At 60.8% G+C, this 16,109-nt stretch carries 15 protein-coding genes; 5 read left to right on the top strand and 10 right to left on the bottom strand.

Annotated elements, in window-relative coordinates:
- Positions 1-2 precede the first annotated feature (2 nt).
- Genes ACS4RS_RS26465 through ACS4RS_RS26480 form a run of 4 tightly spaced genes read left to right on the top strand, consistent with a single transcriptional unit; the run spans position 3 to position 5,044 of the window.
- Complete coding sequence (locus tag ACS4RS_RS26465) at positions 3-767, top strand: SDR family oxidoreductase (protein WP_439013002.1); 765 nt, start codon at positions 3-5, stop codon at positions 765-767.
- 19 nt (positions 768-786) lie between these two features.
- Positions 787-2,802, top strand: coding sequence for an alpha-glucosidase (locus tag ACS4RS_RS26470; RefSeq protein WP_439013003.1), 2,016 nt, complete (start codon positions 787-789; stop codon positions 2,800-2,802).
- 2 nt (positions 2,803-2,804) lie between these two features.
- Entirely contained in the window at positions 2,805-3,578 is a 774-nt protein-coding gene (locus tag ACS4RS_RS26475) for a TSUP family transporter (RefSeq protein ID WP_439013004.1), read from the top strand.
- The gene (locus ACS4RS_RS26480) at positions 3,575-5,044 is read left to right on the top strand and encodes an NAD-dependent succinate-semialdehyde dehydrogenase (protein WP_439013005.1); all 1,470 of its coding nucleotides are present in this window, start codon (positions 3,575-3,577) and stop codon (positions 5,042-5,044) included. Before ACS4RS_RS26475 ends, ACS4RS_RS26480 begins: the two co-directional genes overlap by 4 nt.
- Before the next feature lie 766 nt (positions 5,045-5,810).
- Here ACS4RS_RS26480 and ACS4RS_RS26485 read toward each other — a convergent pair.
- Genes ACS4RS_RS26485 through ACS4RS_RS26520 form a run of 8 tightly spaced genes read right to left on the bottom strand, consistent with a single transcriptional unit; the run spans position 5,811 to position 13,325 of the window.
- Entirely contained in the window at positions 5,811-6,164 is a 354-nt protein-coding gene (locus ACS4RS_RS26485) for a cupin domain-containing protein (protein WP_439013006.1), read from the bottom strand.
- On the bottom strand, positions 6,157-6,825 hold the full coding sequence (locus ACS4RS_RS26490) for an isochorismatase family protein (RefSeq protein ID WP_439013007.1): 669 nt from the start codon (positions 6,823-6,825) through the stop codon (positions 6,157-6,159). Before ACS4RS_RS26490 ends, ACS4RS_RS26485 begins: the two co-directional genes overlap by 8 nt.
- Positions 6,818-8,374, bottom strand: a complete 1,557-nt coding sequence (locus ACS4RS_RS26495) for an ATP-binding cassette domain-containing protein (RefSeq protein WP_439013008.1) — start codon at positions 8,372-8,374, stop codon at positions 6,818-6,820. Before ACS4RS_RS26495 ends, ACS4RS_RS26490 begins: the two co-directional genes overlap by 8 nt.
- Positions 8,371-9,072 carry a biuret amidohydrolase gene (gene biuH / locus ACS4RS_RS26500; protein ID WP_439013009.1) on the bottom strand — a complete coding sequence of 234 codons (702 nt, stop codon included), beginning with the start codon at positions 9,070-9,072 and terminating at the stop codon, positions 8,371-8,373. Before biuH ends, ACS4RS_RS26495 begins: the two co-directional genes overlap by 4 nt.
- 12 nt (positions 9,073-9,084) lie before the next feature.
- Positions 9,085-10,101: a formamidase gene (locus ACS4RS_RS26505; protein WP_439013010.1), complete on the bottom strand. Its 1,017-nt coding sequence runs from the start codon at positions 10,099-10,101 to the stop codon at positions 9,085-9,087.
- A gap of 35 nt (positions 10,102-10,136) precedes the next feature.
- Positions 10,137-11,063, bottom strand: coding sequence for an ABC transporter permease subunit (locus ACS4RS_RS26510; protein ID WP_439013011.1), 927 nt, complete (start codon positions 11,061-11,063; stop codon positions 10,137-10,139).
- On the bottom strand, positions 11,063-12,184 hold the full coding sequence (locus ACS4RS_RS26515) for an ABC transporter permease subunit (RefSeq protein WP_439013012.1): 1,122 nt from the start codon (positions 12,182-12,184) through the stop codon (positions 11,063-11,065). The genes ACS4RS_RS26510 and ACS4RS_RS26515 overlap by 1 nt, the downstream gene beginning before the upstream one ends.
- 19 nt (positions 12,185-12,203) lie before the next feature.
- Complete coding sequence (locus ACS4RS_RS26520; protein WP_439013013.1) at positions 12,204-13,325, bottom strand: BMP family ABC transporter substrate-binding protein; 1,122 nt, start codon at positions 13,323-13,325, stop codon at positions 12,204-12,206.
- Between the two features lie 324 nt (positions 13,326-13,649).
- Here ACS4RS_RS26520 and ACS4RS_RS26525 point away from each other — a divergent pair, with 324 nt between their 5' ends.
- Positions 13,650-14,342, top strand: a complete 693-nt coding sequence (locus ACS4RS_RS26525) for an FCD domain-containing protein (protein ID WP_439013014.1) — start codon at positions 13,650-13,652, stop codon at positions 14,340-14,342.
- Positions 14,343-14,400: 58 nt separating this feature from the next.
- On the opposite strand, the gene ACS4RS_RS26530 is transcribed toward ACS4RS_RS26525, so the two are convergent.
- Positions 14,401-15,198, bottom strand: a complete 798-nt coding sequence (locus tag ACS4RS_RS26530) for a nitrate ABC transporter ATP-binding protein (RefSeq protein ID WP_439013015.1) — start codon at positions 15,196-15,198, stop codon at positions 14,401-14,403.
- 20 nt (positions 15,199-15,218) lie between these two features.
- Positions 15,219-16,103, bottom strand: coding sequence for a nitrate ABC transporter permease (gene ntrB, locus ACS4RS_RS26535; protein WP_439013016.1), 885 nt, complete (start codon positions 16,101-16,103; stop codon positions 15,219-15,221).
- Positions 16,104-16,109 lie beyond the last annotated feature (6 nt).

Raw genomic sequence — 16,109 nt, forward strand, 5'->3', positions numbered from 1 at the left:
CCATGCCATCGACCTATGACACCGTCCGCTATGCATCTCTTGAAGGCAGCGCTGTGCTGATCACCGGCGGCGCGTCGGGGATCGGCGCGGAGATGGTCAGGGCTTTTGCGGCGCAGGGCGCGAATGTCTCCTTCATCGATATCGACGCGGTCGAAGGTGCTAAGCTTGCCGCCGAAACAGGTGCTGCCTTTTCCGAATGCGATATCACCGACATTGCGGCATTGCGGGTTACCATCGCCAGGATCGAGCAGGCGTGCGGCGGCATCGAGACCCTCGTCAATAATGCGGGCAAGGATGATCGTCACGCGATGAGCGATGTCGAGCCGGACAGCTGGCGCCGGGCGCTGTCGCTCAATCTCGATCACCAGTTCTTCGCCACCCAGGCCGTCAGCTCGGGCATGACGGCAAAGGGCGCGGGATCGATCATCATGCTTGGCTCGATTTCCTGGATGCGGGGGCGTCCGGGGATGGTCGGCTATACCACCGCGAAGGCCGCGATAAACGGCATGACAAAGACGCTTGCCCGCGAACTTGGCCCTTCCGGAATCCGGGTCAACTGCATCGTGCCCGGCGCTGTTGTCACCGAGCGGCAGCTGAAGCTGTGGACGTCGCCGGAGCAGAACCAGCAGTTCATCGAATTGCAGGCGCTGAAATTCAGGCTGGACGCAAGCCATGTAGCGCGCATGGCCCTGTTTCTAGGCTCCGACGAAAGCGGCGGCTGCACCGGCGCCAATTTCGTCGTCGATGCCGGCCTGACCCAGAACTGAACTGGAACCGAACAAGACGATGCAGGATCCGAAAGACATTGCGATGAAGCTCGAAAAGACGGAAACCGGATTTACCGTGTCCATCAACGGCCGGACGATCCTTGATCACAGCACCAGTGCACCCTGCATCTTCGCCGGTATCGGCGAGGAGCGCATGGATATGTATCGCGGCAACTTCGAGATTGAGGACTATGTCATTGAGCGCGGCCGACTGGCGCATGCCGAGATCGACGGAAACCGGATCGCCCTGTCGGAACGGTCGGGCCAGAAGCCACGGCTGGTGTTGACGATCGAGAATGGGGCAATCGAATTTGAAGCGCCCGATCCCCTCGTCAACCGCCTCTGGATCCGAATTCCCGCCGACCACGATGAGCATGTCTGGGGCGGGGGCGAGCAGATGTCCTATTTCGATATGCGCGGCCGCCGCTTCCCGCTGTGGACGTCCGAGCCCGGCGTTGGCCGTGACCAAACGAGCGAGATCACGTTCAAATCGAACGTCAAGGACAGGGCGGGCGGGGACTATTTCAACACCAACTACCCGCAGCCGACTTACGTTTCCTCGGCTCTTTACGCATGCCATGTGGAGACGTCAGCCTATTCCGTCTTCGATTTCCGCCGCAAGGCTTTTCACGAGATCGAGGTCTGGGCGATCCCGGAGCGGATCGAGTTCTTTGCTGCTCCGACGTTCGTCGAACTGGTCGAGGTGCTGTCGGACCGCTTCGGCCGCCAGCCGCCGCTGCCCGACTGGGTTTATAACGGCGCGATCATCGGTCTGAAGGATGGGGAGAATTCCTTCGCGCGCCTTCAGTCGATGCGCGACGCGGGTGTCGAGGTGTCGGCTCTATGGTGCGAGGACTGGGTCGGCCTGCGCCAGACGTCTTTCGGGGCGCGGCTTTTCTGGGACTGGCAAGCCAACGAGGAGCGTTATCCGGGTCTGCGCCGGAAGATTGCCGAACTCAACGATGATGGCATCCGCTTTCTTGGCTACGTCAACCCCTATCTCTGTGCCGATGGCCCCTTGTTCGAGATCGCCGAGAAAGCCGGCTATCTTGCAACAGATGCAGCCGGCAGTACCGCGCTCGTTGATTTCGGCGAGTTCGATTGCGGCGTCGTGGATTTCACCAATCCGGCCGCGGCGGAATGGTTTGCCGAGGACATCATCGGCAAGAAGATGCTGGACTACGGCCTTTCCGGCTGGATGGCTGATTTTGGCGAATATCTGCCGATTGACGTTCAGCTTTCGAATGGGATCGATGCCAAGCTGATGCACAATCAGTGGCCGACGCTCTGGGCCGAGGTCAACGCCAAGGCGGTTGCCAGCCGCAACCAGACGGGCGAGGCGCTGTTCTTCATGCGCGCCGGCTTCACCGGCGTGCAGGAACATTGCCCGCTACTGTGGGGCGGCGACCAGTCGGTCGATTTCTCCCGCCACGACGGGCTGGTCACGGTTATCTGTGCGGCACTGTCTTCCGGCCTGCTCGGCAATGCCTATCACCATTCCGATATCGGCGGCTACACCAGCCTCTTCGGCAATGTCCGTACGCCGGAGCTTCTGATGCGCTGGGCCGAGATGGCGGCGTTCACGCCCGTCATGCGCAGTCACGAGGGAAATCGTCCGCGCGAGAACGTCCAGATAGATCAGGATCCGCAGGTGCTGTCGCATTTCGCCCGGATGACGCGGATCTATAAGCATCTTGCTCCATACCTCAAATCCCTTTCCGAGGAGGCGGTCGCGCGCGGTTTGCCGGTGCAGCGGCCGATTTTCCTGCATTACCAGGACGATCGGGAGACCTACGCGATCCAGGACAGTTACCTCTACGGCCCTGACGTGCTGGTTGCGCCGGTCTGGGAGGCGGCGCAGACAGCTCGTGTCGTCTATCTGCCGCAGGGCGAGCGGTGGGTTCACGCCTGGACGGGCGCAACTTTTGCCGGCGGCGAAAATGTGCGAATTGCCGCGCCGCTGGGGCAGCCGCCCGTCTTTTATCGCGCCGGTTGCGCCGATGAAGCGCTGTTTTCCGGTCTTGGAGGCCTGTGACGGTGAGCGCTGCCGGTCTTGCAGGGCTTCTGGTGCTGGCGGGTCTTGCCGCCTACATGCAGACACTGACCGGTTTTGCCCTCGGCCTGATCATGATGGGCGGCATCGGGCTTTCCGGGCTGATGCCGCTACCCGAGGCCGCCGTGCTCGTCAGCTGCATGGTGCTCGTCAATGCGGCGCAGATCCTGGCACGCGGCTGGCGCGATATCGCCTGGGCGGAATTCTGGCCGGTCGTCATCTCCAGCCTTGCGGCTCTTGCTGCCGGATACTGGCTGCTGGGCTTGATGGTTTCGACGTCCATCGATTGGCTGAAGCTTGTGCTCGGTGTTGTGATCATTGCCTCCAGCCTGCAGCTTGCGCTGAAACCTGAGCCTCTGGCGGTGCGCTCGTCGACGGCTTCCTTCGCGTTCTTCGGGGCAGTTGCCGGCCTGATGGGCGGCCTGTTTTCCACCGCCGGTCCGCCGCTGGTCTATCATCTCTACCGGCAGCCGCTGCCGGCCGTCAGCATCCGCGAAACGCTAGTAGCGGTCTTTGCCGTCAACGCCGTCATTCGGCTGTCCATGGTCGCGGCTGCCGGCGAGGTGCCGCACGGCGGCTTCTGGTGGGGGCTGCTCTGCGTTCCGGTCGTAATGATCATGACCTTGGTTGCCAAAAGGTGGCCGCCGCCCCTGTCTGCTTTGTCCATCCGCCGCATGGCTTTCGGCCTGCTTCTCTTGTCCGGCCTGTCGCTGGCCGTTCCCGCCCTTTTGAAGATCATAGGAGATCATGCATCATGACCGAGCGTCGCACGCTTGCCCTCAGGGACCCTGCGCTTCTCATAGATAAGGCTTTCGTCGGCGGTGCGTGGATCACCGCACCCGACGGCAGGTCGATTGCGGTCACCGACCCCTTCGACGGGGCGCTGATTGCCAATGTGCCGGATCTCGGCAAGGCGGTTGTCGCCGAAGCGATCGATGCCGCGGCGGCCGCCCAGAAGCTATGGGCAAGGCGCACGGCCAAGGAACGGGCGCAGGTGCTCAAACGCTGGTACGATCTCATCATCGAAAATGCCGATGATCTGGCGCTGATCCTGACCACCGAGCAGGGCAAGCCGCTGGCGGAGGCGAAGGGTGAAGTTGTCTCCAATGCCGCCTATCTCGAATGGTTCGCGGAAGAGGCTAAGCGCATCGACGGCGATATTATTCCAAGCCCTAATGCCGGCCAGCGCATCATGGTCCTGAAACAACCGGTAGGCGTCTGTGCGGCGATCACGCCCTGGAATTTTCCGAACGGCATGATCACCCGCAAGGCAGGTCCGGCCCTTGCCGCTGGCTGCAGCATGATCCTGAAGCCGGCTTCGCAGACGCCGCTATCGGCGCTGGCGCTTGCCCTTCTGGCTGAGCGCGCCGGCGTGCCGAAGGGCGTGTTCTCGGTCGTGACCGGCGAGGCCAAGCCAATCGGTCTTGAGTTCTGCCACAATCCGAAGATTGCCAAGATCACCTTTACCGGCTCGACGGGCGTCGGCCGCTGGCTGATGAAGGAGGCTGCCGACGGCATCAAGCGCTTGTCGCTGGAACTGGGGGGCAACGCGCCCTTCATTGTATTCGACGACGCCGACCTGGATGCCGCCGTCGAAGGCGCGATGATCTCCAAGTTCCGCAATGCCGGCCAGACCTGCGTCTGCGCCAACCGCATCTACGTGCAGGAGAGTGTCGCTGCCACTTTCACCGAAAAGCTTCTCGCCAAGGTTTCGGGACTTTCGCTCGGTCGCGGTACCGACGCCGGCATCAGCCAAGGGCCGCTGATCGATGAGAAGGCTGTGGCGAAAATGGAAGAGCATGTCGCGGATATCGTCGCAAGAGGCGGGGTCGTGCTTTCCGGCGGTAAACGCAGTGCCCTCGGGGGCACGTTCTTCGAGCCGACGGTCGTCACCGGCGTGACGCAGGCAATGAAGGTGGCAAAGGAGGAAACCTTTGCGCCGCTGGCGCCGATCATTTCGTTCAAGGACGAGGATGACGTCATCGCCATGGCCAATGATAGCGAATTCGGCCTTGCTTCGTATTTTTACGCAAAGGACATGGCCCGCATCTGGCGTGTGGCGGAAGCACTCGAAGCTGGCATGGTCGGCGTCAACACCGGAATGATCGCCAACGAAATGGCTCCCTTTGGCGGCATCAAGCAGTCCGGCACCGGGCGTGAAGGTTCGAAGTATGGGATTGAGGGCTTTCTAGAATTGAAATATGTGGCGCTCGCGGGGATTTGACGGGTCGCTATTGATGGCACGATGTTTCCAATCTCCAAAACTGGCGTAGACGCAGGTGGCGCGAGATTGGGACATGGAGCTGTCTCTTGCGCAGGAGGAAGGATATTATGAAGCGTCGCAACGAGATTGCGCGCTTCGCCAACGCTCGTCTAGCAGCAGCGGGCAGCAGGTCGCTGCGTGTGCTCGACGGGCGCGCTTGGCTACAATTTGTGCGCGCTCCTAGGAAGCAGTGCTTTTGGCGCATAGCTGCGCTGCAGCATAAGCTCTGGTGGCTGATAATGACGCGCGTATGATGTGTCTATCGAAGCAATGCACCTCCTCCCGCAGCGCTTCGAATTCAGACGGCCCCACTCCTCCCAAGGGACGTTTGAGGGAACAGCGGCACTCCTCCTCCCAGTCGCTGTTCGGATTTTATGAAAGCCTGCCGCACCTCCTCCCGCGGCAGGCTTTTTCATTTTCGGCTCGGCATCAGAGATCGCGAGGAGTTCAGACTGAGACCATGCATCACCCGGCTTTCGCCGCCTGTCAGCAATCATAACGACCACCCACAGGACGACTGATAAGACTGAGCCGCTCGAGAACATCGGCCATGTTTGAAAGGACTGTGCTGGGCCGGCTGCGCCTCATCGGAGAGACGGCCGCGTGTTTGATTTTCAGGAGGACGAGTTTATCACCGACGCCCTCTCATCTCGACATTAGACCGGACTTTTTGGGCAAGCAGCTTCAGCTGCCCGGCCTATCGATGTCGAAGCTGGTATCGCCAGATTCATGCTATTTCCGCTTCGAGCATTTTCACAGGCCGGTCCCATTGGATCAGTACGACACAGCCGGTATCGCTCCAGACCGAATGTTCGGTGCCTGGCGCATTGACGATATAGCTGCCGCTGACGTAATCGCCTGCTTCGTCGGATTGTACTCCATCGAGAACGAGAATGGTTTCCAGCCCCTCATGCCGGTGGCGAGGAACGCTGGCGCCGGCCTGGTATTTCAGGAGCGCCACGCCCGGCTGGTCACCGTCGAAAGGACGGATCCAATGAATCGTCACGTCATCGCGGAAGGGGCCGAATTCAAGCGTCTTCCAGCCGTCCGACGTCAGGAGTTCGCGTGTGGTTTCAGGCATGGGCGATGCTCTCCAGGATATCGTCGACGTGGGCCGTCCAGCCGACGATCGCGCCCTGGGCGCGGATCATGGCGATAGCGGCCGCCTTGAATTCGGGGAAGTAGCTTTCCGTCGCCTCCTCGGCGAGCAGGCATTCATAGCCGCGGTCGTTCGCCTCGCGCATGGTCGTCTGAACGCAGACCTCGGTTGTGACGCCGGCAAAGACGAGCTGCCTGATGCCCTTCCGCTGCAGCACGTCGCCGAGCTCGGTGGCGTAGAATGCGCCCTTGCCAGGCTTTTCGATCACCACTTCGCCCTTGATCGGCGCAAGCTCCGGCAGGATCGCGGTGCCGGGTTCCCCTAAGATGAGGATGCGGCCCATTGGACCTTCGTCACCGATCCGGAGCGTCGGGTTGCCGCGGTCGCGTTTTGCCGGCGGGAGGTCCGAAAGGTCGGGCCTGTGACATTCCATCGTGTGGATCACCGGCAGACCAGCATGGCGGAAGCCCTGAATGAGGCGTTTGACCTCCGGCACGATCCTGGTAATGCGATTGACATCATTACTGAGGCTGGCACCAAAGCCGCCGGGCTCGGCGAAATCGCGCTGCATGTCAATGACGATGAGGGCGAGCTGGTCATGTTTCGCCGGAAAAGCGAAGGGTTCTGCTTTGATCTCAGCCATGGTGATGCCCCGCCATGTGCGCGCCGATAACCCCGATGTCGGCAGATCGTGCCGGTGTTTCGTAAACCAGCTTGCCTTCGGAAATCACCACGATGCGGTCGGACATTTCGAGCAGCTCGTCGAGGTCTTCAGAAAGCAGCAACACGGCTGTACCGGAATTGCGCGCTTTCATAATGCGGGCGCGGATTTCGGCGACGGCCGAGAAATCGAGGCCGAAGCATGGGTTTGAAACGATCAGCAGATCCACTTCGCCCGTCAGTTCGCGGGCGAGCACGGCGCGCTGCACATTTCCACCCGAAAGCGCTGCAATCGGCGAGGAGGAAGAAGCCGTCTTTACCTTGAAGTCGGAAATCAGGTCGCCGGCACGTTTCTTCATCTTGCCCGTGTTCAGCCAGATCGCGTCTTTGCCGTCTGCCTTCAGATCGAAGGTGCGGAAGGCGAGGTTTTCGCTGACCGTCATGCGTGGAGCGCAGGCATTCTGCAGCGGTTCCTCGGGGATGAAGCGGACATTGTTTTTGCGGGTCTCCGGGCGTGTGGCGCCATAGGATTGGCCTTTGACGCTCACGCGGCCGGTATCGACCGGCCGCTGGCCGGCGAGGATTTCCGTCAGTTCCTTCTGGCCATTGCCCGAAATGCCGGCAATCCCGACGATCTCGCCGGAGCGAACCGTGAGATCGTCGATCTCGATCGTCTTGAGGCCCGAACGATCCGGCGCTTTGACTTTCTCGATCGTCAGAACGGGCTTGGCGCTTTCGGAAATCGGAACGCGGGTGTCGAGCTCGGCCAGCTTCACGTCGCCGATCATCTTCGCCGCCATGTCGGCGGTGGAAAGCTCGCCCACCCTGCCGGTGCCGACCAGCTTGCCACGCCGCAGGATGGAGACGGCATCGGCAAATTTCGTGACCTCGTGGAACTTGTGGGAGATCATCAGCACGGTCAGCTCGCCGCGCTCGGTCAAACCGCGCACGAGGCCGAGCATCTCGTCGGCTTCGGCAGGCGTCAGCACAGAGGTCGGTTCATCGAGCACCAGAAAGGAGCGACCGAGGTAAAGCTGCTTGACGATCTCAAGCTTCTGCTTTTCTCCGGCGGCAAGCTCGCTCACCGGCTGATGGAGTGGGATCTTGAATGGCATACGCTCCATGAAAGCCGCAAGATCCTGGCGCTCCTTCGCCCAATTGATAACGGCAGACACTTCTGCGCGGCTGATGACGAGGTTTTCCGCACCCGTCAGCGAAGGGACCAGTGTGAAGTGCTGGTAGACCATGCCGAGACCATAGGTCGCCGCATCCTTCGGCGAAGCGATCGCCACTTCCCGGCCATCGACGGAAAGTGCGCCTGATGTGGCGTGGTAGAAGCCCATGATGCATTTGACGAGGGTCGACTTGCCAGCGCCGTTCTCGCCGAGCAGCGCGTGGAAGCTGCCCGAGGGCACCTTGATCGACACATGGTCGAGTGCGGTGAGACTACCGAAGCGCATCGTCATATCGATCGTGTCGATGCCGATGGCTTTGCCGGCTTGCGGGAGGGGAGTGTCGCGGACCGTGCTCATGGGAGCTGGCTCACAAGCGTTTGCGAATTGGAGACGGAGCCGAAGACGCCGCCCTGCATCTTCACCATCTTGATTGCGGCAAGGTGGTTGCCGTAGTCAGTCGCGCCGCAGCAGTCTTCCAGCAGCAGGCACTCATAACCGCGGTCGTTCGCCTCGCGCATGGTGGTGGAAACGCAGACGTCGGTGGTGATGCCGGTGAGGATGATGTTCTCGATGCGCTTCTGGTTGAGGATCAGTTCCAGGTCGGTGGCGCAGAATGAGCCCTTGCCGGGCTTGTCGATGATTGTCTCGCCCTCGATTGGGTAGAGTTCCGGAATGATGTCCCAGCCGGGTTCGCCGCGCGTGAGGATGCGCCCGCAGGGTCCGGGATCGCCGATGCCCGCCCCGATGCGCTGTGAGCGCCAGCGCTTGTTGGCCGGCAGGTCGGCGAGGTCGGGGCGATGGCCTTCGCGGGTGTGGATGATGTGGTAGCCTCTGGCACGCATGGCTCCCAGGACTCGTCTGATCGGCTCGATGGGTGCCTGGACCAGCGAGAGGTCATAGCCCATGTGATCGACATAGCCACCCCTGCCGCAGAAATCCGTCTGCATGTCGATGATGACGAGCGCGGTATTGTCAGGCCGCAGGGCGCCGTTGTAGGGCCAGGCATAGGGATCGGCGTCGATATAATGTCCTTTGGTTTCGACCATGGCGTCCATCGTCTTGTTCTCCTATTCACCCGCAAGTTTGAATGTTTCGCCGTAGCGGCGCACCGGCTTGTCGAAGCCGCAGGATGTGCCATCCGTGACCTTCACCTGATCTTCCCAGGCAAGGCGGTATTTGCCGGCGATGAGATCGTGCATGTAGGAATAGGGCGCATCTTTCGCGCCGTCGGCAACGGCGACATAGCCGCGATGGCCGAATTGGTAGATGTTGTTTTCGACACCCCAGCCAAGGCGCGCTTCGCGTACGAGATCGGGGCGCACTTCGGCGGTGATGATCTCGTTGACGCGGCCCGATATGGCATGGGCGATGATCGAGCCATCGAAATTGCAGATCATGCCTTCGCCCATCGAGTCGAAGGTACCATCCGAGCCGCACATGCAGACACTTGCCGTGACCATGAGATTGCAGAAGGCGTTCGACTGATTTGTGAATTTCCAGCTTTCGCGGATCGGTGCTGTGTAGCCGGCCGTGCGGATCATGATTTCCGCACCCTTATAGGCGCATTCGCGCGCCATCTCCGGGAACATGCCGTCATGGCAGATAATGAGTGCCAGCTTGGCGCCCTTCGGCCCGGCGATGACGGGAATGCCCAGATTGCCGGGCTCCCAGGGTTCGACAGGCACCCAGGGGTGCATCTTGCGGTAATAGAGCTTCAGCTCCCCTTTGTCGTCGATGACGATGCCGGAATTATACGGCATGCCCTCAAGGTTCAGCTCCATGATCGAGAAGCAGCCCCATATCGCATTGTCCCTGCAGGCCTTCTTGAAGGCTGCCACCTCAGGCCCGTCGATCGTGCACATAATTTCCGAATTGATGTCCATCGACAGGCCGTGCAGGGCGTATTCCGGAAAGACGACGAGATCCATGCCCGGCTGATTGCGCCGCGCCTTGGCAACGAGATCGACGATGACCTGCGTCTGGCGCGCAAGATCTTCCCTTGTCACGGTGACGGGGAGCTGCAGCTGGACGAGGCCAATGCCGACGCCATGCTCCGACTTGTTCAATCCGCCAAGACCGTTCAAGGGTTGGCTCCTTTCCTGTTTTACTTCTCTCGGGCTTACTTCGTGAGGGAAAGCGCGCCGGGAGCACCGGCAAGCGAACGTGTCGGCGAGGAGGTGGCGATCATGATGACCAGAGTGAGCACATAGGGTGCGGCGTAAAAGAGATAGTAGCCCTGCGTGACGCCAACCGATTGCAGTGCCGGGCCGAGTGCACCGGCCCCGCCAAAGAGCAGTGCGGCGAGGAAGCAGCCGATCGGGTTCCAGCGGGCGAAGATGACGAGTGCTACGGCCATAAGGCCCTGGCCGGAGGAAATGCCCTCGTTCCACGACCCGGGATAATAGAGTGAAAGATAAGCGCCGCCGATTGCCGCCAGCGAACCGCCGAGGGCGGTCGCGAGCAGGCGCACGCGATCGGGATCGATGCCCATGGCGCGTGCAGCATCGGTACTGTCGCCGACGACGCGCAGGACGAGACCGATGCGGGTATTCCTGAAGGCCCACCAGAGGATGAAAGCGAGAGCCGCTCCGAGGAGGAAGAGCACGTTGATGTTCAATGCCGCCTGAATCTGTGGGATGGTGGACCAGGAGCCCAAGGGGATTGCCGGCAGACGCGGAGCGGCCGGCTGAATGAAAGACTTGCCGAGGAAGAAGGCAAGGCCGAGCCCGAACTGCATCATGGCGATGCCGATCGCGATATCGTTAACTTTCGGCCATTTGCAGATCCAGCCATGGACGAGGCCGAAGACTGCGCCCGTCGCCATGGCGGCGAGCAGGCCGAGCCACGGCGAACTGCTCATGACGGCGACGGCGTAAGCCGTCATGGCGCCGAAGACCAGTGTGCCTTCAAGCCCGAGATTGATGCGGCCGGAGCGTTCGGTGATGGTCTCGCCGAGGCTGACGAAAATGAATGGCGTGGAGACGCGGATGGCGCCTGCGAGGATGCCGAGAGGCACGCCCCATATGCCGATGCCTGTCTCTTCCATCAGAGGCTCCTTTTCCAGAGGTCGGGATTGAAGATCTTGAAGCGGCCGTAAAAGGTCTCGCAAAAGAGGATGACGACGAAGAGCGTGCCTTGCAGCACCAGAACGGTGGCGTCTGGCAGGCCCATGCGGCGCTGGATGAGACCGCCCGATGCATCGATGCCGCCGAGCAGGATGGCAACGGGAATGATCGCCAGTGGATTGTGGCGCGCAAGGAAGGCGACGAGGATGCCGGTATAGCCGTAACCCGCAGCGAGTGAGGCGTTGGCGCTGCCTTGCACGGCGGCTACTTCGATCATGCCGGCAAGCCCCGCGAAACTGCCGGCGATCGCCGTGAAGCCGGCGATCAGCTTGCCCACAGGCAGGCCTTGGATCTGTGCGGCGCGGACATTGCCGCCAGCGATGCGGGCGGCAAAACCGAAGCTCGTCACCTCGATCAGGATCCAGGAAAGGATGCAGGCGACGATGCCGATGACAAGACCCCAATGCACGTCCATGCCGGGAATGTTGCCGAGCATATATTCCGATGGGAGCGGCGTGGTCGAAGGCTTGTTGAGGCTGGCGGGGTCGCGCAGCGGCCCCTCAACGAGCTGGTTCATCAAGGCGATGGCGATATAGGAGAGCAGCAGCGACGAGATCGTCTCGTTGACACCGCGATAGTGGCGCAGGAAACCTGCAAGGCCGATCCAGATGCCGCCGATCACCATAGCGGCGATGCCCATGAGAATAAGGGTGAGGAAAACAGGGGCAGTGCCGGCAAGCGGCATGGCCATTGCTGCGGCCGCAACGCCGCCCAGCACCACCGCTCCTTCCCCGCCAATGATGACGAGGCCGAGGCGGGCGGGCAGGGCGACGCAGAGTGCCGTCAGGAGAAGGGGTGCGGCGCGGCTTAAGCTGTTTTGCACGGAAAACCAGCTGCCGAAGCCGCCGGTATACATAAGCTGGAAGAGCATGGCTGGCGATTTGCCGATCGCCAGGATGAAGAGGGAGAAGAGCGCAAGACCGATCAGAATGGCCGCAAGGCCGATGACAACAGGTTCGGCATGTCGCGCGATCCATTCGAGGGCCGGGCGAAGCGACGCCGGTTTTTCCGCGACTGATATTGCATTGGCCTGGACAGTCATGGCGCTTCTCCTTCGTGGTCTACGCCGTCGACCCGACCACGCCCTCGACCAGATAATTCATGCTCTCGAGCTCGATCGCGTCTTCGGCGTAGCTCTTGCCGGAGGTCACGACGGTGTCGCCCTTGTTGTCCTTCAGCGGTCCCTTGAAGACGGAGAAACCGCCCTTCATCATCTCCGCATGGGTTGCTTCGAAGGCCTTGCGGCCGGCCTCGGAAACGCCTGGGCCGAGCGCACTCATCTTGACGAAACCGTCCTTCAGGCCGCCGCGCACGAAATTGCCGAGCTTTTCGCCGGTCTGTGCCTTCTTGACAAAATCACTGTAGACGTTGCCCCAGGCCCATTCGGCGCCGGTCAGATACTTCTCGGGCGCAAGCGGACCCTGGTTGGCGTGATAACCGCAGACGAAGGCGCCGCGGCCGGCCGCAGTCTCGACGACGACCTTCGGGCTGTCGACGTGGCAGGTGATGACATCGGCGCCCTGATCGACCAGCGCGTTGGTGGCTTCTGCTTCCTTGACGGCCAGTGACCACTCACCGGTGAAGATCACCTGGCAGCTGATGGATGGATCAACTGTGCGCGCGCCGAGCAGGAAGGCGTTGATGTTCTGCAGCACCTGCGGGATCGGCTTGGCGGCGACGAAACCGATCTTTTTGCTTTTCGTCGCGTGGCCGGCGGCGATGCCGTTCAAATACTGGCCCTGAAAGATGTAACCGAAATACGAGCCCGTATTGGCCGGATGCTTGCCCTCCTGCCAGAGGCCGCCGCAGTGACGGAACTGGATATCAGGATATTTGGCGGCCATCGCCAGCATGTGCGGATCGAAATAGCCGAAGGAAGTCGGGAAAAGCAGGCCCGCGCCATCGAGGTTGATCATCGATTCCATCGTCTTCTGAACGTCGACGGTTTCGGGCACGTTCTCCTCCTCGACGACGGTGATGCCGGGCAGCGCCTTGACGGCGGCTGCACCCTCGGCATGCGCCTGGTTGTAGCCGTAGTCGTCCTTCGGACCGACATAGATGAAGCCAACGGTAAGGGCGCTCTGCGCAAGAGCGCGCGAAGAAAGGAGGCCGGGCGCTGCGCCGGCGATGGCAGCGGCAGCTTGCAGAAAGTTGCGGCGGTTCATGGAAAGGAGTTTGGTCATCGGAATGCTCCCCTGCGGCGGTTTCGCCCGTTTAACTGGTTACGGAAAAGTGTATGCAATGACCGTGCCAGTTTTTATGTCGTTGATTTCGCATATTTATCTCGATAAGTGTTGATCGACACCAAAAAGTGCATGCAATTTTCTTGCGCATATGCGTTCAATATTTATGCATTGCCTATATCGTAGGCATTATTTTTCCATAGGAGTCGCATGTTTTGCCAGAAATACAGGCTTGACGGACTTTATGAATGTAAAACAATATTTTAAGCCATGTTTGACTTTGCTTGTTCAAGAATGCATGTGTATGCAGTACGAAGAAGCGGAATGATTCCTTTGAAACAGATCCGGCGCAGAGAAATTATCCGGGCGGGAACGACCGTCGAACAGATGGTGCGGGCAATCGCCGATATGATCGTGACCGGGCAGATGCTGCCGGGCGAGAAACTCGACGAAATCTCGCTGGCCGCCCGTTTCGAGGTGTCGCGTACCCCAGTGCGTGAGGCGCTGCGAGAACTCGGCGCGATGGGGCTTGTCGAGCGTGAGCCGAACCGTAGCGCAGTGGTCACCAACGTGACCGAGACCTATCTGCATTCGATGTTCGAAGCGATGGCGGAACTCGAAGGCATTTGCGCAAGGCTTGCCGCCGAGCGGATGACGGTCGAAGAGCGGCGGATGCTGGAAATCGAACACCGGGCCTCGGCGCGCCTCGTGCATCGGGGCGCCCACGAGGAATATGCCACCCATAACACCGAGTTTCATACCCGGCTCTACCGCGGCGCCCATAATGAGCACATCTACGAACTGGTAACGCAAAGCCGCGCCCGGCTTGCGCCTTTCCGCCGTGCGCAGTTCCGACTGGCGGGACGATTGACGAAATCCTATGACGAGCACGATGTGATCGTGACGGCGATCATGCGGGCGGATGGCGCGGCCGCCGCGCGAGCGGCCTATGCGCATGTGGAAACCGTCAGCGATGCCAGCGCCGTCTTTGCAACCGCTACCGAGCGCGGGACTTAGAGCCGGGCCTCGGTCGCTACTGAGGAAGAGACGACGACTGCAATGTGCGCCGCGCTGCCTACTCCGCGGCTTCGATAAACCGATGGCGTTCATAGAGGAACTTCAGCACGGCTTCGCGGCATTTGAGATATGTCCGGTCGGAGGCGAGTTCGATGCGATTGCGAGGCCGGGGCATGGTCACATCGAGCACATCGCCGATGCGGGCCGCCGGACCATTGGTCATCATCACGATGCGGTCGGAGAGCAGCACCGCCTCATCCACATCGTGGGTGATCATCACCATCGTGTTGCCGAGCCGGGCGTGGATTTCCATCACCGCGTCCTGGAGATGGGCGCGTGTCAGCGCGTCGAGCGCGCCGAAGGGCTCGTCAAGCAGCAATATCTTCGGCTCCATCGCAAGCGCGCGGGCAATGCCAACGCGCTGTTTCATGCCCCCTGATATTTCCGAAGGCCGCTTATCCCTCGCATGCGCCATCTGTACGAGGTCGAGGTTGGACATGACCCAGTCACGCCGCTCGGTCCTGGTCTTTGTTCTGCCGAAAACCTTGGAGACGGCGAGGTTCACGTTCTCATAGACCGTCAGCCATGGCAGAAGCGAATGGTTCTGAAAGACGACTGCGCGCTCCGGGCCTGGCTCGTTGACTTCGCGGTTTTCCAGGAGCACTGCGCCTGCCGAAACCCTGGTCAAGCCGGCAATGAGGTTGAGCAGCGTGGATTTGCCACAGCCTGAATGCCCGATGATCGAGACGAACTCGCCCTCGGAAATCGTCAGGTTGACGTCTTTCAGGACCTCGGCGCGCACGCTGCCGCGATCGAAATGTTTGTCGATATGGTCAAGCTTGAGATAGGCGTTCATCAAGTATGGTCCTCAGTTGGCTATGCGCCACGGGTAATGAGTTTGCCGAGCGCGGCCACCAGCTTGTCGAGGGCGAAGCCGACGATGCCGATATAGGCGAGCGCGACGATGATGTCTGGAAGGCGCGACGAGTTCCACGCGTCCCAGATGAAGAAGCCGATGCCGACGCCGCCGGTCAGCATTTCAGCGGCGACGATGGCGAGCCAGGAGAGGCCGACGCCGATCCGGAGGCCGGTAAAGATATAAGGGGCTGCCGAAGGCAGCATGATCTTCCAGAAAAACTCGAACTGGTTGAGCCGCAGCACCTCGGCGACATTGCGGTAGTCCTGTGGAATATTGCGGACGCCGACGGCGGTGTTGATGATCACCGGCCAGATCGAGGTTATGAAAATAACGAAGATGGCAGAAGGGTTGGAATCTTGAAAGGCTGCGAGCGACAGGGGCAGCCAGGCAAGCGGGGGAACCGTACGTAGCACCTGGAAGATCGGATCGAGGCTGCGCATCGCCCACACCGATTGGCCGATGATCGCCCCTATGATGACGCCGGTGATCGCGGCAAGCCCAAAGCCATAAGCTACGCGTTGCAGCGAAACCAGCACGCGCCAGCCGAGTCCTATATCCTGCGAGCCGTTGTTGAAAAACGGATAGGCGATGAGGTCGTAGCTATCCTGCCAGACCTGATGCGGCGAAGGCAGAGAGGCATCGGCTGATGAACAGAGCGCCTGCCAGAGGACGAGGACAAGTGCCAACATGATGGCCGGCGGGACGATATTTTGAAGTGCGCTCAATGCTGCACGACGAAAATCAATCCGCGATCCAAGCTTGCCGGAAAATGGCAGGACCTTTGCCGCCGGCTTGGCAGAGGCGGCCGTTGAGGAATTTTCTTTATTTGCCAGGGCGAACATCAGCGT

Origin of the sequence: Rhizobium sp. F40D2 (assembly GCF_051810745.2) — a bacterium.
Taxonomy (GTDB): Bacteria; Pseudomonadota; Alphaproteobacteria; order Rhizobiales; family Rhizobiaceae; genus Rhizobium.